The organism is Arthrobacter sp. GMC3 (genome assembly GCF_002929305.1).
In the GTDB taxonomy this organism is placed as follows: Bacteria; Actinomycetota; Actinomycetes; order Actinomycetales; family Micrococcaceae; genus Specibacter.
In genome coordinates this window covers 1-20,366 of the sequence record NZ_PJIO01000001.1, presented here as the reverse complement: position 1 = coordinate 20,366, position 20,366 = coordinate 1, and the positions used below count along the sequence as shown (strand labels likewise).

20 protein-coding genes and 1 tRNA gene are annotated in these 20,366 nt (G+C 62.2%); 10 read left to right on the top strand and 11 right to left on the bottom strand.

From position 1 onward, the window contains the following. Window positions 1-4: 4 nt before the first annotated feature. From mnhG to CXQ94_RS00080, 6 genes are read right to left on the bottom strand one after another with little or no spacing between them, the layout of a single operon-like run. The gene (gene mnhG / locus CXQ94_RS00105; RefSeq protein WP_104086199.1) at window positions 5-376 is read right to left on the bottom strand and encodes a monovalent cation/H(+) antiporter subunit G; all 372 of its coding nucleotides are present in this window, start codon (window positions 374-376) and stop codon (window positions 5-7) included. After that, the gene (locus CXQ94_RS00100) at window positions 373-648 is read right to left on the bottom strand and encodes a monovalent cation/H+ antiporter complex subunit F (protein ID WP_104086198.1); all 276 of its coding nucleotides are present in this window, start codon (window positions 646-648) and stop codon (window positions 373-375) included. The genes mnhG and CXQ94_RS00100 overlap by 4 nt, the downstream gene beginning before the upstream one ends. Next, a complete protein-coding gene (locus CXQ94_RS00095; RefSeq protein WP_104086197.1) occupies window positions 645-1,223 on the bottom strand; it encodes a Na+/H+ antiporter subunit E in 579 nt (192 codons plus the stop codon). The genes CXQ94_RS00100 and CXQ94_RS00095 overlap by 4 nt, the downstream gene beginning before the upstream one ends. After that, a complete protein-coding gene (locus CXQ94_RS00090; protein ID WP_104086196.1) occupies window positions 1,220-2,848 on the bottom strand; it encodes a Na+/H+ antiporter subunit D in 1,629 nt (542 codons plus the stop codon). Before CXQ94_RS00090 ends, CXQ94_RS00095 begins: the two co-directional genes overlap by 4 nt. Further along, window positions 2,845-3,363: a Na(+)/H(+) antiporter subunit C gene (locus tag CXQ94_RS00085; RefSeq protein WP_104086195.1), complete on the bottom strand. Its 519-nt coding sequence runs from the start codon at window positions 3,361-3,363 to the stop codon at window positions 2,845-2,847. The genes CXQ94_RS00090 and CXQ94_RS00085 overlap by 4 nt, the downstream gene beginning before the upstream one ends. Continuing rightward, entirely contained in the window at window positions 3,360-6,341 is a 2,982-nt protein-coding gene (locus CXQ94_RS00080; RefSeq protein ID WP_104086194.1) for a Na+/H+ antiporter subunit A, read from the bottom strand. The genes CXQ94_RS00085 and CXQ94_RS00080 overlap by 4 nt, the downstream gene beginning before the upstream one ends. 164 nt (window positions 6,342-6,505) lie before the next feature. Between CXQ94_RS00080 and CXQ94_RS00075 the strand changes: the two genes are divergently transcribed. Continuing rightward, complete coding sequence (locus CXQ94_RS00075; protein ID WP_104086193.1) at window positions 6,506-7,837, top strand: MFS transporter; 1,332 nt, start codon at window positions 6,506-6,508, stop codon at window positions 7,835-7,837. Between the two features lie 52 nt (window positions 7,838-7,889). Here the strand turns inward: CXQ94_RS00075 and dcd are convergent, their stop codons facing one another. Then, window positions 7,890-8,465, bottom strand: a complete 576-nt coding sequence (dcd, locus tag CXQ94_RS00070) for a dCTP deaminase (protein WP_104086192.1) — start codon at window positions 8,463-8,465, stop codon at window positions 7,890-7,892. A 136-nt stretch (window positions 8,466-8,601) separates the two neighbouring features. Between dcd and CXQ94_RS00065 the strand changes: the two genes are divergently transcribed. From CXQ94_RS00065 to CXQ94_RS00045, 5 genes are all read left to right on the top strand, one after another. After that, window positions 8,602-9,084 (top strand): cation:proton antiporter regulatory subunit, encoded by a 483-nt coding sequence (locus CXQ94_RS00065; protein ID WP_104086191.1) that lies wholly within the window; start codon window positions 8,602-8,604, stop codon window positions 9,082-9,084. Between the two features lie 10 nt (window positions 9,085-9,094). Then, window positions 9,095-10,288 carry a cation:proton antiporter gene (locus CXQ94_RS00060; RefSeq protein ID WP_104086190.1) on the top strand — a complete coding sequence of 398 codons (1,194 nt, stop codon included), beginning with the start codon at window positions 9,095-9,097 and terminating at the stop codon, window positions 10,286-10,288. A gap of 129 nt (window positions 10,289-10,417) precedes the next feature. Next, window positions 10,418-10,738, top strand: coding sequence for an SHOCT domain-containing protein (locus CXQ94_RS00055; RefSeq protein ID WP_104086761.1), 321 nt, complete (start codon window positions 10,418-10,420; stop codon window positions 10,736-10,738). 118 nt (window positions 10,739-10,856) lie between these two features. Beyond that, a tRNA-Gly gene (locus tag CXQ94_RS00050) sits at window positions 10,857-10,927 on the top strand. Between the two features lie 213 nt (window positions 10,928-11,140). Further along, the gene (locus CXQ94_RS00045; protein ID WP_104086189.1) at window positions 11,141-12,331 is read left to right on the top strand and encodes a N(5)-(carboxyethyl)ornithine synthase; all 1,191 of its coding nucleotides are present in this window, start codon (window positions 11,141-11,143) and stop codon (window positions 12,329-12,331) included. 12 nt (window positions 12,332-12,343) lie between these two features. Here CXQ94_RS00045 and CXQ94_RS00040 read toward each other — a convergent pair whose 3' ends face one another. Both CXQ94_RS00040 and CXQ94_RS00035 read right to left on the bottom strand, forming a co-directional pair. Further along, window positions 12,344-13,438 carry an acyl-CoA desaturase gene (locus CXQ94_RS00040; RefSeq protein ID WP_104086188.1) on the bottom strand — a complete coding sequence of 365 codons (1,095 nt, stop codon included), beginning with the start codon at window positions 13,436-13,438 and terminating at the stop codon, window positions 12,344-12,346. Between the two features lie 144 nt (window positions 13,439-13,582). Continuing rightward, on the bottom strand, window positions 13,583-14,884 hold the full coding sequence (locus CXQ94_RS00035; protein WP_104086187.1) for an MFS transporter: 1,302 nt from the start codon (window positions 14,882-14,884) through the stop codon (window positions 13,583-13,585). Window positions 14,885-15,074: 190 nt separating this feature from the next. Between CXQ94_RS00035 and CXQ94_RS00030 the strand changes: the two genes are divergently transcribed. Beyond that, entirely contained in the window at window positions 15,075-15,950 is an 876-nt protein-coding gene (locus CXQ94_RS00030) for a LysR substrate-binding domain-containing protein (protein ID WP_104086186.1), read from the top strand. 44 nt (window positions 15,951-15,994) lie between these two features. Then, a complete protein-coding gene (gene panD, locus CXQ94_RS00025; protein ID WP_104086185.1) occupies window positions 15,995-16,405 on the top strand; it encodes an aspartate 1-decarboxylase in 411 nt (136 codons plus the stop codon). Here panD and CXQ94_RS00020 read toward each other — a convergent pair. Beyond that, window positions 16,402-17,823: a DHA2 family efflux MFS transporter permease subunit gene (locus CXQ94_RS00020; protein WP_104086184.1), complete on the bottom strand. Its 1,422-nt coding sequence runs from the start codon at window positions 17,821-17,823 to the stop codon at window positions 16,402-16,404. The two genes, panD and CXQ94_RS00020, sit on opposite strands and share 4 nt — an antisense overlap. A 51-nt stretch (window positions 17,824-17,874) precedes the next feature. Between CXQ94_RS00020 and CXQ94_RS00015 the strand changes: the two genes are divergently transcribed. Next, window positions 17,875-18,309, top strand: a complete 435-nt coding sequence (locus CXQ94_RS00015; RefSeq protein WP_104086183.1) for a helix-turn-helix domain-containing protein — start codon at window positions 17,875-17,877, stop codon at window positions 18,307-18,309. A 28-nt stretch (window positions 18,310-18,337) separates the two neighbouring features. Here CXQ94_RS00015 and CXQ94_RS00010 read toward each other — a convergent pair whose 3' ends face one another. Then, a complete protein-coding gene (locus tag CXQ94_RS00010; protein WP_258066505.1) occupies window positions 18,338-19,216 on the bottom strand; it encodes an NAD(P)-dependent oxidoreductase in 879 nt (292 codons plus the stop codon). Window positions 19,217-19,310: 94 nt separating this feature from the next. On the opposite strand from CXQ94_RS00010, the gene CXQ94_RS00005 reads away from it, so the two are divergent. Continuing rightward, on the top strand, window positions 19,311-20,237 hold the full coding sequence (locus tag CXQ94_RS00005) for an AEC family transporter (protein WP_104086759.1): 927 nt from the start codon (window positions 19,311-19,313) through the stop codon (window positions 20,235-20,237). Window positions 20,238-20,366 lie beyond the last annotated feature (129 nt).

Sequence of the window (20,366 nt, the reverse complement as noted above, 5' to 3'; positions counted from 1 at the left end):
TTCCCTAGTTGTTGGGTTGGGTGTCCTCGCGGACGGCCTCAACCACTGCGTTGAGCTCGTCGGTGCTCAGCAGTTCGGGGCGGCGGTGCTTGGTTCTGTAACCCGCACGGCCCACCATGTGAGCCGACACGGGCACCGTCAGCAGCTGGAACAGCCACGCCACAATCAGGATCGGCACCAGCGACCAGGCACGCATTTGCAAACCCACGGCGGCAAGCATCAAGAACAGGCCCAGCACCTGCGGCTTCGTGGCCGCGTGCATGCGGCTCATCAGGTCCGGGAAACGCAGCAAGCCGATGGCCGCAGCCAGGCTCATCAGAGCCCCACCCAGTAGGCAAATTGCCGTGAGGACGTTGATCACGCCGTCAACACTCATGCGTCCTCCTTCTTGTGCGCAACGAACCTGGCCACGGTGACCGAGCCAATGAAGCCAATCACGCTGAGCACCACCAACAGTGCCAGGTTGTCCGTGTGCTTGTTCAGGGCCATCTCGGTGGCCAGGGACGCGCCGAAAATCGCCAGCAAAACATCTGCGGCGATGACCCTATCCAGCAGGGAGGGCCCCGCCGCAATGCGGTAGATGGTCCCGGCGGCTGCCACTGAAAGTACGACGGCGACGATCACCACCACTATTTGCAAGCCTGTCATGGTGTCTCCTTGGGCGACGGCGGGGCCGTCTCGGCTTTGAGGGCTGCCACTTCTTCGCGGCTTCCCATGATGCGGATCAGCCCGGCCTCGATCGCCTGGATACCCGCCCGTACCTTTTCGGCGTCCTCGGCTGTGGCGACATTCAGTGCATGCACGTAAAGCGTGGAGGTACCGCGATCAACCTCAACCACCAGAGAACCGGGAATCAGTGACAGCACGTGTCCGGTGGCGGTCATCATCAGATCCGACTTGCTGCGCAGCGGCACGGCGATCACGGCATTGCGGATGGCCGGCCCTCGTACCACCGCCAGGTAGAGCACCTCGAAGCTGGCTACCGTCACATCGAACAAGAATCGCAGGGCAAAGACTGCCGCCCGCAGGACGTTGAAACGCCCCGTCAACTCCACCGGCGGAAGGTAGAACGCCTTGGACACCCCGATAGCTATCAACGCGCCAAACACCAGGTTGCCCAGGCTGAAGTCCTGCCAGAGCGCACCCCACACAATGACCAGCCAGATCAGCAACGGCAGTTTTTGCCAGGTGCCCGACTTTCGCTCGTTCAGTGGCTTGCTCATGGTGTACCCGCCCCACTGCCCAAAACGGCCTCGATATAGGGAGTTCGTGCAAGCATGTCCTGGGCGGCATGTTGGCTCAGATCAAACAGTGGTCCCGCAAATACGCTCATGGCAAGGCCCAAAGCTACCAAGCCCAGGGTGGAGTACACCATCATCTTGGGCAGGATCGGAACCTCGTTCTCACCGGCAAACCGGCCCTCGGTAGTCTCCACATGCTTGCTGGTGCGCAGGGCGCTCATGCTTCGCCCGCCTTCACCAATCGGGGCGGATGCCAGCAGGACAGGGTCGGGATCCTCGGCGTCCGAGGCGCTGCGCCAAAACACCCGGTTCCAGACGCGGGCCATGACCAGAAGGGTCAGCAGGCTGGCCACAACCCCGCCCACTACCAGCACATAGGCCAGCGGTGAGCCGTTGGCGACGCCAGCTTGCAAGAGGCCCAATTTGCCCAGGAACCCGGAAAATGGTGGGATTCCTGCCAGGTTCATGGCGGGGATGAAGTACAGCACGGCCAGGATCGGCGAGAGTTTGGCAAGGCCGCCCAACCGCATGATGGCCGAGGTCCCGCCGCGGCGTTCAATCAGGCCTGTCACCATGAACAGGCTGGTTTGGATGGTGATGTGGTGGATGACGTAGAAGATGGTGGCGGCCAGGCCCAGCACGGAGGACAGGGCTACGCCGAAGATCATGTACCCAATATGGCTCACCAGGGTGAAGGAGAGCATACGTTTAATATCCGTTTGCGCCACGGCACCCAAGATTCCCACCAACATTGTCAGCAACGCCACCCAGAGCAGGACGTCATTGAAGTGATCCGTGGGGAACAGTAACGTCTCGGTGCGGATGATCGCGTAGACGCCTACCTTGGTGAGCAGGCCGGCAAACACTGCCGTGACGGGTGCCGGGGCCGTGGGGTAGGAGTCGGGAAGCCAGAAGGACAGCGGGAACACGGCCGCCTTGATGCCAAACGCCACCAGCAGCAGCACGTGCAGCAGGTGCTGGGTACCAGGGTCCAGGGCGCCGAGCTTGATGGCCAGGTCGGCCAGTGTCACGGTGCCCGTAGCGCCGTAGATCATGGCGATCGCTATCAGGAACAGCAGTGAGGACACCACACTGACCACCACATAGGTGATGCCGGCACGGATGCGGGAGCCTGTGCCACCCAAGGTCATCAGCACATAGCTGGCGGTCAGCAGGATCTCAAAACCCACATAGAGGTTGAAGAGATCCCCGGCCAGGAAGGCGTTGGAAACGCCAGCCACCAGGATCAGGTAGGTGGGGTGAAAGACGGAGACGGGTCCGCTTTCCTCCCCGTCCGCGGCACCCTGACCGGAGGCATAGGCCAGCACCGCAAGGCTGACGGCGGAGGAGACCACCAGCAGCAGTGAGGAGAACTGGTCCGCCACCATCACAATGCCAAAGGGCGGCGCCCAGCCTCCCAAATGCACGGCCACGGGACCGGAATTCCACACCACCGCCAGGACCCAGACTTCAAGGGCCAAGGTAATGGTCAGGGTTCCCAGGCTGACCCGCCGCTGTGCGCGGGGGTGGCGGATGAGAACAAAGGCAATGGCCGCACCAAGGAACGGCAGCGCCACCGCAAGTGGGGCCAGGGACCCGACATTCATGAGAGGTCCTTAGGCGCCGGGGGGTGGGCACTGGGCGTGGTGGTCGATTTTTTCAAGGTGACTTCCGGGATCATCTCTCGGCTTTCCAGGGGTTGATCGTTCTCATGGAAGTCGGAAATCTCGATGGCGATCTCGGAGTCCTCTTCAACGTCATAGAGGTCCTGCTTGGCCACGCGAAGGTCTTCACGGTCGTCCTGGATGACGTCGGCGTGGCTGAGCAGCCATGACCGGTAGATCAGGCTGAGCATGAATGCGGTGACGGCAAAGGAAATGACAATTGAGGTCAGAATGAAAGCCTGGGGCAGGGGGTCGTTGAATTCCGTTGCGGGAATGTTTTTGTTGAAGATGGGGGCAAGCCCGGCGTAGCCGCCTGTTGTCAGCAGCAAGATGTTGGTGGCATTAGCCAGCAGCATCAATCCCAGCAGGACGCGGGTCAGGCTGCGCTCCAGCAGCAGGTAAATGCCAATGGCGTAGAGGACACCCATCACCAGCAGCAGGGTCATGTTGATGCTCATCGGCCCACCTCCAAAGGCTCGTCATCTTCAATCAACGTGATGCCACCGATCCCGTCCTCTTCATGCTGGTCAATTTCGGAGCCCAGGCTGCGCAGGACGTCAACAACCAGGCCCACCACTACCAGGTACACGCCAATGTCGAACACGGTGGAGGTAACAAATTTCACGTGCCCAAACACCGGCAGGTCAAAGGTGAGTATGGCGCTTTGGAAGATTTCCCCGCCGAAGAACAGTGGCGCGATCCCTGTAAGAGCCGCGGCTGCGAGCCCCACACCCAGCAGGGTTCCCGCCGAAATCCGGGTTGCCTCGGCCAGCTCAAACCGGCCACCGGCGAGGTACCGGATGGTCAGGGCCAGGCCGGCCACCAGGCCGCCGGCAAAACCTCCGCCTGTGCCATTGTGCCCGGCAAGGAGCAGGTAGATGGAGAGCACGATGATGCTGTGGAACACCAGCCGGGTGACCACCTCAATGATGATGGAACGCCGTTCCGGGGCCAGTGTCCTGCCGGCCACCAGCCAGGCGTTCCCGGGGGCGGACGTAAAGCGTTTGGCGAGTTCCGCCGTCGTACTTTGAGCGCTGCCGGCTTCCGCGACGCGACCAATGCTGCCGGTGGGTACCGTCTCCGCCCGGGCAAGGCGCTGTCCGCGTCCGCGAACAAAGATCAAGCTGGCCACGCCCGTTGCGGCAATGGCGAGAACGGAGATCTCGCCAAAGGTGTCCCAGGCACGAATGTCCACCAGCGTCACGTTGACCACGTTCAGGCCCCCGCCGCCTTCATAGGCCATCTTGGGCAGTTCAAGGCTGATGGGCGTGGCTATCCGCGAGCCCATGGCCACAATGGCCACCACCACCATGACCGCCCCGAAGGTGACGCCCAGGATGATCCGCAGAATCTTGTGGTTCCCGGCCGTACGTTCCTGCAATCCGGGCGGTAGCGAGCGCATGGCCAGCACGAACGCCACCAAGATGATGGTTTCCACCAGCATCTGGGTCAGCGCCAGATCCGGAGCCCCTTGCAGCGCGAAGATCAGTGCCACCCCGTAACCGGTGACAGACACCATCAGCACGGCCATGAAGCGCCTGTTGGCCCTGGCCGCCGCCAACGCGCCCACCACGATGGCGACACCAGCGACAATTTGGAACGGCGAACCGGGGTCCAGGAAGTAGATCCTGTCGCTCCAATGCTGTTCGGTGATGATCAGAACCGCGCCAACGGAGGCGATGGCGGTGCTCAGAATGACCGCCAGATAGAAGAACAGCGAGCCTCGCTGGGTCCGACCGGTGACCCAGATGGACACCAAATCCAACCCCAGAATGGATTGCCGGTAGCCGCGTTCAAAGTCGATGACCGGGGGCAGTTTAGCTTGCAACTTTTCAAAGCGTTTGCGAGCCACGAAGAGGCCAAGTCCACCGGCCACCACCACCGCGCTCAGCAGCAGGGGCAGCGAGAAACCATGCCACAGCGCCAGGTGCATGGCCTCGTGGTCGTAGGCGGGGAACTGGGCACTGTAGGGCGCAATCCAGGTTTCCACGGCCTTCGGGAACAGGCCGTAGGCCACGGTGAGCAGGCTCAGTAGGGCCGGGGCGCCCAGGAACAGTGCACCCACCGGCTTGAACGCGGTGGCCATGCCCTTGGACTTCTTAGCGAAACCGCCCCACATGAAGCGTGCACTGTAGGCGAAGGTCAGGATGGAGCCGAGCACCATGACGGCAAGAACCAGGACCCCAATTCCGGTACCGGCCGGGCCGTAGCGGGCGTTGGCCTCAAAGGCTGCAAACACCGATTCTTTGGCGACAAACCCAGCAAGCGGCGGCAGACCTGCCATGGAGGCGGCACCTATAAGTGCCACGACGCCCAGCAAGGGTGCAGATCTGAAAACCCCGGAGAGTTCGCGAATATCACGGGTGCCCGATTGGTGGTCAATGATGCCCACCACCAGGAACAGCGCCGCCTTGAAGAGCCCGTGTGCCAGGACCATGGCCATGCCCGCCATGGCAGCCTCTTTGCTGCCCAGCCCGACAACGACGGTCAGGAAACCAAGCTGGCTGACGGTTCCGTAGGCCAGGATCAGCTTGAGGTCATGTTGGCGAAGCGCCCGCCAACCACCCACCAGCATGGTGGCAAGGCCCAGGACCGTGATGAGCAACTGCCAGTATTCGGTGCCGGAAAAACCGGGTGCCAACCGAGCGATCAGGTAGATTCCGGCCTTCACCATGGCTGCGGCATGCAGGTAGGCGCTGACGGGGGTGGGTGCCGCCATGGCGCCGGGCAGCCAGAAGTGGAAGGGCACCAGGGCCGACTTCGTTACGGCCCCCACAAGGATCAGGGCAATGCCAATGTTCAAAACCGTGCCGGGCGTGCCGGTTGCGGCCACCAGTTCGGGGGCCTTGGCCAGGACCGCAGAAATTCGGTAAGTACCTGCGCTCTCCCCCACCATAATCAGCCCCACCAGCATGGCCAGGCCGCCAAAAGTGGTGACCATCAGTGCTTGCAGGGCGGCGCGGCGGGCCGCGATTCGGGTGCGGGCATACCCGATCAACAGGTAGGAAAGGACTGTTGTCAGTTCCCAGAAGACAAACAAAAGGATCAGGTTATCGGCCGTGACGAGGCCAAACATGACACCGGCGAAAGCCAGGAGTTGGGCACCAAAGCCGCCCAGTCCGGCGTCGTCCGTCTTGAAATATCGGGCACAGTACGCCAGGACCAGGGCGCCAACGCCGAGCACCAGCAGCGACATCATCCACGAAAGCTCGTCCATCCGGAACGATAGGTTCGTGTCCAGGACCGGGATCCAGGGGATGTCCACCGACGGACTTATGGCCGCTGGGGAATATACGGCGTCGTATTGGGTCAGCAGCCAAATGAAGCTCGCGGCTGGGACGGCGGCCAGGACATAAAACGTCGCACGTCCCCACCGGGTAAACAAAAAGGGCGCAAGAATAGCCACAAGGAAATGCGCACTCAGGACAATCAACACAGTGGGCTCCGCATGTTTGGGGCTAGCGTCACAAGCACGGACAGAGAAGTCGTAAAACCGACCGTTTCAGCCTACCAAGTTCGGCGCCGGATGTGACGCGGCACAAGCAGCGCGGGCCCGAGCGTGCGCCTAATCACAGTCATGAGCCGGATACGATGTGGCGTATGACTGAGTACCCACCAGCTGCAGCCTTCCCGCCCCTGCCAGCGACCGCCGCCAAAACAACTGGCACCACCTGGCAGATTGCGGCATGGTCGCTCTGGGACTGGGGCGGTGCCGCCTTCAACGCAGTTATGACCACCTTTGTCTTCACCGCCCTCTACCTCACCGGGAATGCCTTTGGCGGGGCCGACCACGCCACAGCCGTTCTGGCCTTTGCCATGTCAGTGTCCGGCCTGTTCATTGCACTGCTGGCACCTGTGGCCGGGCAGCGCAGCGACCACAGCGGGCGGCGCAAACTGTGGCTGGGCATCAACACGCTCATTGTGGCTGTCCTGACCGGCGCCTGCTTCTTTGTCCAGCCCAACGAGTCGTACCTGCTCTTTGGCTGCCTACTCATAGCCGCCGGCCACGTGTTCTTCGAACTGGCAAGCGTCAACTACAACGCCATGCTGTTGCAGATTTCCACCAAAACCACCATTGGAAAGATCAGCGGCTTTGGCTGGGCCGCCGGTTACCTTGGCGGGATCGTGGCACTGCTGATCGTCTTCTTCGCCTTGATCAAACCCGAGGTGGGGATCTTCGGCATCACGGCCGCAGACGGCATGACGTACCGCGCAGTGGCCGTTTTCTCCGCCCTGTGGATCATCATTTTCTCCATCCCGGTCCTGCTGGCCATCCCGGAATCCAAACCCGATCGCAGCATGCCCAAGGTGGGATTCTTTCAGTCCTATAGGGAGCTGTTCCGCACCATTGTCCGGCTGGGCAAAACCTCACCCCACACCCTGTATTTCCTGATTTCCTCGGCCATTTTCCGTGACGGCCTGGCCGCCATTTTCACTTTCGGGGCGGTCCTGGCGGTTGGCTCCTTCGGGTTCAAGACCGGGGATGTGCTGATTTTTGCCATTGCCGGAAATGTTGTTGCGGCCGTGGGGGCACTCTCAGCTGGCTTCTTTGACGACAAGTTTGGCCCCAAGGCGGTCATTGTCACCTCACTGTGCGGGCTGTTGATTTCCGGCGGCTTGCTGCTGTTCCTTGAAGGCAAGACGGCGTTCTGGATCTTTGGGCTGATCCTGTGCCTGTTCGTGGGGCCGGCACAGTCCTCGGCGCGCACGTTCATGGGCCGGCTGGCGCCGGAGGGGCAAGAAGGTGAGATGTTTGGCCTCTACGCCACCACGGGCCGCGCAGTTTCATTCCTGGCGCCGCAGCTCTTTGGCTGGTCAATAGTCATCTTTGGCGCCCAGAAGTGGGGCATTCTCGGGATCCTGGTGGTCCTGCTGGCCGGGCTGCTGATGCTTCTGCCGGTCAAGAAACCCCAGCTCGCTCGCGAACCGTGAGATAGGGCGGCCACGAACGTGCCGTAGCCGCCATATCTCACGGCTCGCGCGGCTAGATCTGGGTTTTGTGGAAGTTCTGGAAGGAACGCGACGCCGTGGGGCCGCGCTGCCCCTGGTAACGGTTCAGGTACGGGCCCGTTCCGTACGGGTTTTCCGCCGGTGAGGACAGCTGGAAGAAGCACAGCTGGCCAATCTTCATCCCCGGCCACAACTTGATGGGCAGCGTGGCCACATTGGAAAGCTCCAAGGTGATGTGGCCCGAGAAACCCGGATCGATAAAACCGGCCGTGGAGTGCGTGACAAGGCCCAAACGCCCCAGCGAAGACTTACCCTCCAGGCGGGCCGCCAGGTTGTCGGGCAGGGTGACGGTCTCATAGGTGGAGCTCAGCACAAACTCGCCGGGGTGCAAGACGAATGGCTCATTGGCGTCAACTTCCACCAGGCGCGTCAGGTCAGGCTGTTCCTCCGACGGGTCAATGTGGGCGTAGCGATGGTTGTCGAAAAGCCGGAAGAACCTGTCCATGCGCACGTCAACACTTGACGGTTGCACCATGGAGGGATCATAGGGGTCCAAGACAATGCGCTTGGCGTCAATTTCGGCTCGTATGTCGCGGTCTGAGATCAGCACCTTCTAAAAATAGCGCATTTGCGCGCGTATCCCCGTGTAGAGCTGGCGCACACGCAGGGTTCCGGGACTATTTGCGGTGATATGAACGTTGATATGAAACGGCGGTCACGCCACGTTTCAGCGATAGGGTAGGACCATGAATATTGAAGAGACCCCTCTTCCGGGCATTGGGGTTCGCCGGGAATTGCGGCTCGCATCAGGGCGCCGGGTGGGCGTGGTAACCCACCGGGACGGCCTGACTGAATTGATCCTTTCCCGCGTTGATGACCCCGACGCTTGCGCCGCTTCCATCCCGCTTAGTGCCGAGGAAGCATCCGCGCTGGGAACCCTCTTGGGTTCCGCACAGCTCATTGCCCAGCTCAGTGCCGAGCAGGAAAATGTATCCGGGGTGACCACCCACCAAATTTTGATCCGCAAGGGCTCGCTCTACGCGGGCCGCCCGTTGGGCGACACCCAGATGCGCACCCGGACAGGCACCTCCATCGTTGCCCTGCTGCGCGATGACGACGTGATCGGTTCACCGCGCCCGGACGAGGTCCTCCATGTTGGGGACTTGGTTGTCATTGTGGGCACCGACGAGGGCTTGGCGGAAGCCGCCGCCATTTTGCAGTCCAGGTAGAAGTTCGCCTATGGATTCGACGACTCTCTCACTCATACAGCTCGGCATCGTCTTTTTCGGGCTCGGATTTTTGGGACGTCTCGCCGGGCGCATTGGCATGTCACCGGTTCCGCTGTATCTGCTGGGCGGGCTTGCCTTTGGTGAAGGCGGCTTCGTCAACCTGGCGGGGATCGACGGTTTTGCCCACATCGCCAGCGAGATCGGCGTCATCCTCCTCCTACTTATGCTTGGTTTGGAATATACAGCCAAGGAGCTGGTAACGGGACTGCGGCAGTCCTGGATGGCCGGGTTGCTGGACATCGTGCTGAACATGCTTCCCGGCGTAGTGGTGGCCTTGATTCTGGGTTGGGGGCCGGTGGGTGCCTTGGTCATGGCGGGCATCACCTACATTTCCTCCTCCGGCATCATCGCCAAGGTCCTGGGCGATCTTGGCCGGCTGGGTAACCGGGAGACCCCCGTAATCCTCTCAATTTTGGTCATCGAGGATCTGGCCATGGCAGCTTACCTGCCCATCCTCACCGCCGTCCTGGCCGGGGTGTCCCTGGCCGGCGGATTGACCGCCGTCGGAATTTCACTGGCGGTCATCACAGCTGTGCTGGTGGTGGCACTGCGCTTCGGGCACATAGTTTCCAAGGCCCTAGACAGTCCGGATAGGGAGTCGTTCCTGCTCAAGGTGCTCGGCGCCGCCCTGCTGGTGGCGGGCATGGCCTCAGCCCTGCAGGTCTCGGCCGCCGTGGGGGCGTTCCTGCTGGGAATCGCGATTTCCGGCGGCACGGCAGAAAGTGCCACCCGCGTCCTGGAACCATTGCGCGACCTCTTTGCCGCCATGTTCTTTGTGCTGTTCGGGCTGAACACCGACCCTCGCACCATTCCCCCGGTGCTCGGTTTCGCCCTGGTGTTGGCCATTGTTTCGGCCGGGACCAAGGTACTCACGGGCTGGTGGGCTGCCAAGCAACAAGGCATCGCCGTCCTGGGCCGCGCACGTGCGGGCGCCGCGCTGATTGCCCGCGGCGAGTTCTCCATTGTCATTGCCGGGCTGGCCGTGGCTTCCGGTGCCGTCCCTGCCGAATTGGCCGCCCTGGCCACCACCTATGTGCTAATCATGGCCGTCTTTGGTCCCATCGCAACCCGCTACGTGGAGCCCGTAGTGCGGTTCTTCCAGGGTAAGAAGCCGCAGGGCAAGGAGCCCGAACTTTCCTTCTAGCGCTGCGCGTGAATGTTCGATGGCGTCATGTGGCCGGTGTTTCCCTTTATCGGTTTGGCGCGGCGACCGTATGATGAACACATGAGCGGGTGCGTTTGCCCCGATCAGTTCCTCATCAAGGAGTTCAGCATGGCTTTTGGACGACGTAACCGACCTTCTCTTTTGGGAACGGCGGCCCGCACCGCAGTCATCGCCGGCACTGCCACGGCGGCCAGCAACGCGGTGAACAACAAGGCGGCAAACCAGCAGGCGGCCGCTCAGCAGGCTGCCCAGCAGCAACAGTTGGCGCAGCAGGCCCAGGCACCCATGCTTCCGGTTCCCGCCGCGGCCCCGGTAGCCGCCCCCGCTGAGGACCTGTTGGGAAAACTGGAGCGACTCGCCGCATTGCACGCCTCCGGCGCCCTCACCGATGCCGAATTTGCCTCGGTCAAGGCCTCAATCATCAGCTAGTTCACTTTGGGACGGGCGCTTGTCCGGCCCGTCATGTTCAATCGGGCCACGAACATCCGCTAGACTTTTCATCGAAGCGCAGCACAAAGGATCTTTCTGCTGATGCGGTGCTTCCTGTGCGGGCGTAGCTCAATGGTAGAGCGCTAGCTTCCCAAGCTCGATACGCGGGTTCGATTCCCGTCGCCCGCTCTGTTTAGTAAGAAAACTGATGCCCCGCTGCCAGCAGCGGGGCATCAGCCATTTCCGCGGGTCTTCGCCCCGCCAGCGCTACCGTTCCCCGCCGTCGCGCCCGTTCTACATGGCGCGAGACCGGGGAGCGGGCGCGAAAGCCCGTTCCGACGGCGCCGTGGTGCGTGTAGGGTCAGGTCAGGGGCCACTTGGGTTCCTTCGACGGGAGCTAATATGAGCCAGGATCAGCAAGTTGACGGGCAAAGCCAGCCAACCACGGAACTGCGCTTGGGCGTCTTGGGCGCGTCACGGAAGCCAGATGAGCGCCGCGCGGCAATCCATCCCGAACACCTTCTGCGCATCGATGAACAGCTGCGCAAGCGCATGACCCTGGAAACGGGCTACGGCGAACGCTTCGGATACCCCGATTCCGAGCTCGCACCACTCGTTGGTGCCATCGCATCACGGGCCGACGTTATTGCCTCCTCGGATATTGTCCTGCTGCCCAAACCGCAGGCGTCAGATCTCGCCGAGTTCAAGGACGGACAGATCATGTGGGGCTGGCCACACTGCGTCCAGGACAGGGCCATCACCCAACTGGCCATCGATAAGAAGCTGACCATCATTGCCTTCGAGGTCATGAACCACTGGAATAGCGACGGCAGTTTTGGCCTGCACGTTTTCCACAAGAACAATGAGCTTGCCGGGTACAGCTCCGTACTCCATGCGCTCTCCCTGACCGGCTCCACCGGCGACTACGGCCGCCGGCTCAAGGCCGTGGTGATCGGCTTTGGTGCCACGGCTCGCGGAGCCGTCACGGCACTGAACGCCTTGGGCATTTCCGAAGTGCAGGTGCTGACCAGCCGCAGCGTGGCAGCCGTTGCGGCACCCATCCATTCCACGGAGATGGTGCAATTCGACTTCTCCGACGAATACCCCCACATTGGCAATGTGATGTTGGAGGACGGCGACGTCCCGTTGGCGGAATTCCTGGCCGAGGCCGACATTGTCATCAACTGCACGCTCCAGGATCCCAACGCCCCCATGATGTACCTGCGGGAAGCCGATCTGGGCGCATTTCGCCGCGGCAGCCTTATCATTGACGTCTCCTGCGATGAGGGCATGGGCTTTAGCTGGGCCCGGTCCACCACGTTCGCGGACCCCATCTTTGAAGTCGGCGATCACATCAACTACTACGCCGTAGACCACAGCCCCAGCTACCTCTGGAATTCCGCCACCTGGGAGATCAGCGAGGGTCTGCTGCCATTCCTTGAAACGGTCATGTCAGGTCCCGCCGCGTGGAAGGAAAGTGAGACCATCTCGCGCGCCATTGAAATTCACGACGGCGTCATCGGCAACCCTGCCATCCTTGAGTTCCAGCGTCGTGCAGAAAGCTACCCGCACCTGCCGCTAGCTGACTCCTAGATACGCCGGCGCCTAGCGGTACTGGCGCACCAATGGGCAGTCGAAGGGATCCGCCGCCGAAAGCCCCACCCGGTTCAGGTAAGTCACCACCATCTTGTACGACTGCATCAACCCGGTCTCCGTGAAGGCAATGTTGTTGTGGGCGCAGGCCTCACGGACCAGGGCGTTGGCTTGGCGTAGCTGCGGCCGGGCCATGTCCGGGAACAGGTGGTGCTCCACCTGGTGGTTCAGGCCCCCCATTAGCGTGTCCATGAAGAACCCGCCACGAATGTTTCTGCTGGTGACCACCTGGCGGGTGAGGAAGTCCACCCGGCTTCCCGCCTCCAACACAGGCATGCCCTTGTGGTTGGGGGCGAAGGAGGCGCCCATATAAAAACCAAAGACCGCCATCTGTACCCCAACGAACGCGGCAGCCAACCCCGGCGACAGCACGAGGAACAAAATGCCCAAGTACAGTCCGAACCGGAACACCAGCAGGGCAATTTCCACGTAGCGAAAACTCACCCCGCGTTTGCCGAACAGTGTCTTGGCCGAGTCCATGATCAGGCTAATCCCCAGGAAAAGGATCATCGGGAATAGCAGTGTGCCCTGGTGGCGGGTGATGATGGCCGCAAACCCGTGTTTCCCCGCGGCACCCTCTTCATGAAACGCCACCACCCCCGTACGAATATCCGGGTCTTTGCCCTTCACATTGGGATTTTGGTGGTGGGCGGTGTGTTTTTTCACCCACATGGCGTAGCTCATGCCCACCAGCAGCGGCCCCAGAATCCGTGCCGACCAATCGTTGGCGCGGCCGGAGGCAAAGATCTGGTGGTGCGCCGCCTCATGGGCCAAAAACGCGAATTGGGTAAACAGGACTCCCAGAACGGCGGCAATGAGCAACTGGAACCAGGTGTCACCCAACAGCACAAAGCCTGTCCCGGCGGCCGCCAAGACCAGCAGCAATATGGCGAAAATTAGCACATAAAAAGTTCGACGCCGTCGCATCAGTCCCGCGGCCCGTACCGTTTTCAGCAACTCGGCATAGGACTTGACCACTGTGTTGGTGGGCGGATGCGCACCGGGCGAGAGCCCAAGCGCGGTGGAACGGCTGATGGAGTTTTGCATGGTGTCACCGGCGGGTCAGGGTCGACCATCGAAGCCGGCATTTGAAACCGTAATGAATTTACGTTCACTCATTTTATCGCTTCCAGCCCCAAAAAGACCCGGCCCGGCTCGTTTGGTTTCCCTTCACCAGGGGGTCCGGTCCTACTATGCCGGTTGCTGCCCCGCACCCTTGGGCACTATGAAGACCGGGCGCCTGGCACTGCGCAGGTTCACCTTGAGTGTGAGCTGCCCCCGTTTGGCCAGAATCAGGCCAATCACGACGGCGGCCAGCGCCGGCATGCCGCCCGCCACCAGCATGGCCCACTGCACGCCCCAATGCTCGGCAAGCCAGCCCATGAGCGGGCCACCCAAGGCCTGGCCGCCAATGAGCACCATGATGTACAGGCTCATGACCCTGCCTCTGATGAGCACGTTGGTGGACATTTGCACCAACTGGTTGGCGCTGGTTAAGAACAGGAGGGAAGCGAATCCGGCCACCACCATAACGGCACCGAAGGATGCCATGCTCGGAGCCATCGAGGCGATCATGAGCACCACACCGTAGGCGCCGGCAGCAACCATCACTGTGCGCAGCCGCAATACTGCAACCCTGGTGGACGCCAGCGCCCCGCAAAGAGCGCCGAGCGCAACCAGCGTGTTCAGCAGGCCGTAGCCTTGGGCACCGGCGTCGAACACGTTGTTGGCATAGGCGGCCATCAGGACCGCCAAGCTCAGGCCAAAGACCGCAAAGAATGCTGCCATGACGGTGGGCCAGAAGATGGTGGGCTTTTTCAGAACGTAGCGCACGCCTTCCATCAGCTGTCCCTTGGACCGTTTGGCGGGGGCCATCTTATTGAGTTCGTTGGGGCGGATAAGTGCCAGCGAACTCACAGTCACGGCGCAGGCCAGCGCATTGACGGCGAACGCCCAGCCCCCGCCCACGGCCGTGATGAGGATGCCGCTGACTGCCGGGCCCACCATGCCGCCCATCTGGAAGATCGAGGAGTTCAAGCTGATGGCGTTGCGAAGTTGCCGCGGACCCACCAGCTCATTGACGAAAACCTGCCGTGCGGGCTGGTCGGCAACCACCACCAGGCCCAGAACAAAGGCGATGACGTAAATGTGCCAGACCTCAAGGTGCCCCGTGAGTGCGAGGACCGCCATGAGGGCCGCAAGGATTCCGGCGGCGCTTTGGCTGATCATCAGGATCAGGCGCTTGGAGTACCTGTCGGCCAGAATGCCACCCAACGGCATGAGGACCAGGGAGGGGATGAATTGCATGAAGACGGTAATGCCGACGGCGGTCACCGAACCGGAGAGTTCAAGGACCATCCAGTCCTGGGCCACCCGCTGCATCCACACCGCAATGACTGCCAGGAGGTTCGCGGAGGCAAAAATGCGGTAATTGCGGACCTTGAGGGAGGAAAAGGTCTGATTCCACGGCGGGCGGATAGCGACCGTGGGCATGGGGGCTGTGTAGGCGGCGGATGTTCGGACAGCATTCTGACTTGCTGGAGGGGGCGTCAACGCAATGGTCCTGTGCCTTGAAGGAGTGGGATTGTAGCTATTTCAACTTTAGGCCCGGGCCAATCCATACAGAAAGAGTATGGTGGCTATAAGTACCATTACGTTCTGCAATAGCGAGGCGGAAACCCTGATGCACGACTCCCCCACCTTCGACCCCGCGCAGCTCAAGAGTTTCTTGGCCGTGGCCGAAACCCGGAACTTCACCCGCGCTGCCGAACGCCTGCGCATCAGCCAGCCCACGGTCAGCCAGCATGTGCGCAAGCTGGAGCAGGCCGCCGGGCGAATCCTGGTGGCGCGTGACACCCGTGAGGTCAGGCTGACAGACAACGGTGATGCGATGGCCGGCTTCGCCCGCACCATCCTGGCCGCCAACGACGCCGCCGCCCGCTACTTTTCAGGCGCTGCCATGCGTGGACGGCTGCGCTTTGGCACGGCGGACGACCTAGCCATCACCGGACTCCCCCGCATTTTGCGCGAGTTCCGCCAGCTGTACCCACAGATCAACCTTGAGCTCACCGTCAGTCAAAGCGACCAGCTGCACCGCCGACTCAAGGCCGGAGCGCTGGATCTGGTGTTCGTGAAATGGGTCTCCGGAACTCAGGAGGGCGAGGTGGTCAAAAAGGACACCTTCGCCTGGGTGGGACTGGAAGAAACAGTCCTGGAACCCGGCGCGCCCGTACCCGTCATCGTCTACCCGGCGCCGAGCCTGAGCCGAAAATTGGCCCTCGACGCCCTCGAGGAAGCCGGAAAAACCTGGCAGGTCACCTGCACCACCAAACAGATCAGTGGGGTCCTCGCGGCGGTACGTGCGGGGATAGGCATCGCCGCTATGCCGACGTCGTTGGTTCCGGATGACTTGAAAATCATCACGAAACGCTTTGACCTCCCTGTTGTGGGAGACGTCGACTTCACGCTGATCCGCAACCCGCTGGCCAACACCGAGGTGATTGATGCCCTAACCCGGGCCATCATGGGACGCAAACTTACGCCATTGGGCCGGCGATAGGGCACGGTCCACCCCCTTGCGCGCAACGGTAGACTTGTCTCGTTATGATGCGAACCATGTTTAAGTCCAAAATCCACCGCGCCACCGTGACCCACGCCGACCTGCACTACGTCGGCTCCGTCACCGTCGATGCCGACCTCTTGGACGCCGCTGACATCCTCCCGGGCGAGCTCGTCTCCATTGTGGACATCACCAACGGTGCGCGCCTGGAGACATATACGATTGCCGGTGAGCGCGGCTCCGGTGTTATCGGAATCAATGGCGCCGCAGCCCACCTGGTGAACGTGGGCGATCTTGTCATCTTGATTACCTACGCCCAAATGAACGACGCCGAGGCCCGCGCCTTTGCGCCCGCGGTGGTCCACGTGGACGCCGCTAACAAGATCGTCATGCTGGGCAGCGACCCCGCCGAGGCGGTCACCGACGGGCTCTTGCGCCCCGCTTTGGCGCTTTAGTTTTCGCGGGCCGGTTCCGGGCTCGCGGGGACGATTTCCCCGGCGCCGTTGCGCGGCAGCCCCAGCGCCCCGAGCCACGCCACCACCGTCAGTCCGGTCAGCACCAAGCCGACTTGGTGCAGCGCCTCAACCGGCCCCACGGACGCCGCCGCGGACGCGTAAAACGTTGCCACAAGCGCCACGCCCAGCGACCCGGCAACCCGTTGAACAATGTTGAACAACGTGTTGGCGTCGGTCGTCTGGGAGTCTGTAAGGCGTGAGCTCATGGCCAGCAGCAGCGGCGTGCTGACCAGCCCGATCGATGCCGAACGACCCGTCAGGATGACGGCCGTTACCGCCAGCGGCGTACCCGCCGTCACGAGAAGTAACAGCAGCGTGCTGCCGCCCAGCAGCGCCAACCCGCCCAGGACCGTGACCCGCACGCCGATCCGGCCCTGCAGCCAGCTGCCCAGGCTCGCCCCGAGCCCCGTCATGACCCCCGCCGGCAGCATCGCCAGCCCGGTCGCGACGGCCGAGTGCCCCTGTACGGCCTGGGCGAAGGTCGGCACCAGCAAGATGGCCGAATACGTGGATACCGAGGCCATCCCGCACAGCACGATGGACAGCGCCGGACCGCGGCTGCGCAGGACTGCGAGGTCCACCACCGGGTTGCTCCGTCGCAGGGCGTGCCACGCGTAGGCGGCCAGCAGCACCGCTCCCCCACCCAGCAGCAGCGCCGTTCGCGGGGCGTCCCAGCCACGGCTACTGCCGGCGTCGACCCCGGAGAGCATCGCCACGAGTCCCGCCGCCAGCAACACGAAACCAACGACGTCGAACCTCGCACCTTCCTGCCGCGCAGGCGCCACTTCAGTTGGGATCCGCAGGGCTGACGCCACGGCCAGGACGCCGATAGGCACATTGACCAGGAAGATCCAGCGCCAGCCGCCCGCGCTAATCAGTAGGCCGCCCAGTGACGGACCGAACGCGGGCGCGGCAAACAGCAGGATTCCCGCCACGGGAGATACGGACTTCGCGCCGCGGCCGTTACCCAGCAACATCCCCATGGCCAACGGCACCAAGGGCGCGCCGCAGACGCCCTGAAGCACCCTTGCCGCGACAAGCAGGTCCAGCGACGGGACCGTGGCGCACAGCAGGGACGCCAGGGTGAACCCGGCCATCGCCGCGATGTAGAGGTTTTTCCCGCCGATCTTCCGTGCCAGATACGGCGTCACCGAGAGCCCCGCCCCCAGCGCCAGCAGGTAGCCACTGATGGTCCACTGGACCTGGGCAAGGCCCGACGACGTCTCCTTGGCAATGGCGGGAAGCGCGACATTGACGATGCTCGAATCCACCATGGACAGCAGCGGACCGGCCAGCAACGCAAATTGGACCGTGGCGCCAAGCCGGCGGTTCCGTGTCACATCGTCCGCAATTTCCATCACAAGAGATACATTACTCCAGATGTATCTACATTCATATAGTCTGCAGTCATGCGCGGATTTGAACTGTACAGGTTGGCCCGGCGGCTCCGGGAGGTCGCCCTTGCCACCAGTGCGGACCCGAGCGAGTACCCCGTCTCCGCCGGTGAGCTGGCCATCATCGAGGACGTCTCACGCCATCCAGCCAGCCCCATCCGCGACATCGCCCAGCGCACGCGACTGGCACAAAGCCTTGTCTCCAAGACCGTCGCCCTCATGCGCGAGGGTGGAATCTTCATCACCGAGACAGACCCGAACGACGGCCGCAAGTCCCTGGTGAGCGTAGACCCGCAGGCGCGCATGGAAGTCTTTGCCGAACGCGGGGCCCGGACCATCACGTCCACTCTCGCCGAAGCGCTCCCCACGGCGGACGCGGAAACACTGGCCCGCATGGAGCGCCTCCTAGCGGAGGCCTACGCGATCGTCCAAGAACACGGACAGGCCTAGTACGGAACAGCGATTTCGAGCAACACATTCACCCGGTGCCGGTCACGCCGTCCCGCCACGAGTGCGCCGGCTCGTAACCGATAAATTTCCGTGCTGCGTCAATGGCCAGCAACGTCTGAAACCCGGGCACGTCCCTGCGCCGTTCAAGCGTCGGGAAGAACTCGGCCAGCAAATCAGCAGATGGCCGATTCATGAGCGTGTCCGCGGCCGCAATAATCACGTTCTCACTACCGGTGCTTTGGGCCTCGATGGCGTTGCGGCACGCGGCGCCCACGTCGCGCGAGTCCACATAACCCCACAGATTCCATGCGCGGGACAGGGGTTCGGCCCAAAAGTCCGGCAGCTTCTCATACTCTGCCTCATTGAAGATGTTCGTCAGCCGTAGACCCACGAACGGGATGCCCGACCACGCCGCGAACTGGGCCGCGGCCACCTCACCCAATACCTTAGACAAGGCGTAGCTCGAAGAAGGATAAGGGAAATGCGCCTCGTCGACCGGCGCATAACGCAAGGTCCCGCCGTCGGAGGCAAAAGGCAAACCCAAGGTCGTCTCGCTTGAAGCCCAGACCACGCGCGCCAGACCCAGCGCCTGCGACGCCATGAACACATTGTGGTTCATGGCGGTGTTACGGTTCAACGTCTCGGCCGGAGGGAACATGCCCGGCTCGGGAATGTTGGCCATGTGAACGACGGCGTCGGCACCGGTAAGTGCCTGCAGCGTCTGCCCGTAGCTGGTCAGGTCCACCCGCATAGTGGGCGCGCCGAGGTCCGAGTTTCGGCCGGCCGGACCGGCAACATCGCAGGCCAGTACGTTGTAGCCGTGCGCCAAGAACTCGGCAACGGCAGCCCTGCCAGCCTTGCCGTGGGCCCCAGTGATGGCAACGGTCTTGATGGGCTGAGCGGTCATACAAGTCTCCTTGGGTGCTTCATTGCGGGGAATCTGTCGGCACTGTTTAGGCTTGGGGGGTGCCTACCTCCAACGCCCTCAGCCTACGCCCGCCGTGCTAGCGGTCATCGAGGGGTTCTCGGTAGTCTGGCTCGTCATCCTGGTTGGCTGGTTCGTGGGCCGGACGAAAGTACTCGGCGAAAACGCACAAATTGTTCTTAGCCGACTCTCCTTTTTCGTTGCCAGCCCCGCCTTGCTGGTGGAAACACTCGGCCGAGCCGATCTAAAAACGGTTTTCTCCGAGCCCCTCTTGGTAGCCGCTGTGAGCGCTGTGTTCACAGCCAGCCTGTTCTTGCTCATCACCAAACTCTGGCTTAAACGCCCGCTGGCGGAGGCACTGCTCTCGGCCATGTCCTCCTCGACGGCCAATGCCGCAAACCTTGGCATCCCCATCGCCGCTTACGTTCTAGGCGACGCCGCCCTCATTGCGCCCGTGCTTGTTTTTCAGCTGGCTATCTACACACCCTGTTATTTGCTGCTGCTAGATAGTCTCACCAGCGGACACCGGGCCACCCCTTTGCGAGTCGTTTTGCAGATTTTCCGCAATCCCATGATCCTTGCAACCGCGGCGGGGCTCATTTTGGCCGCAACCGGCTGGATGCTGCCAAATCTACTCGCCGAGCCCATCCATTTGATCGGCGGGGCGGCGATCCCGGCGATCCTCATGGCCTTTGGCATGTCACTGGGCGCCAGCAAGCCGCTGTCTGCAGTGGATGGCCGGCGCGCCGACATCTTGCTGGCAACCGGGTTCAAGCTGGTGGTGCACCCGTGCGTTGCGTTCCTCCTTGGACACTTTGCCCTGGGCATGAGCGGACCCGCACTGTTCGCCGTGGTGGTGGCCGCGTCCCTTCCTACGGCTCAAAACGTCTACGTCACGGCCCAGCGGTATCAGGTTGGTGTTGCCGTGGCCAAGGACACTGTACTGATAACCACCATCTTGGCCATTCCTGCAATGTTCGCGGTGGCACTCTTGCTGGGCTGAGCCCCAACTCGTTTGTTAGAATATATGTTCTTGAATTCTATCTTTGTTTCTATTGAAATAGGTTATGTGTTCTATTAGAATGGTGGTATGAGCAGTCGGGTGCATGACCCCGGACGCCGGGGTGGCGAC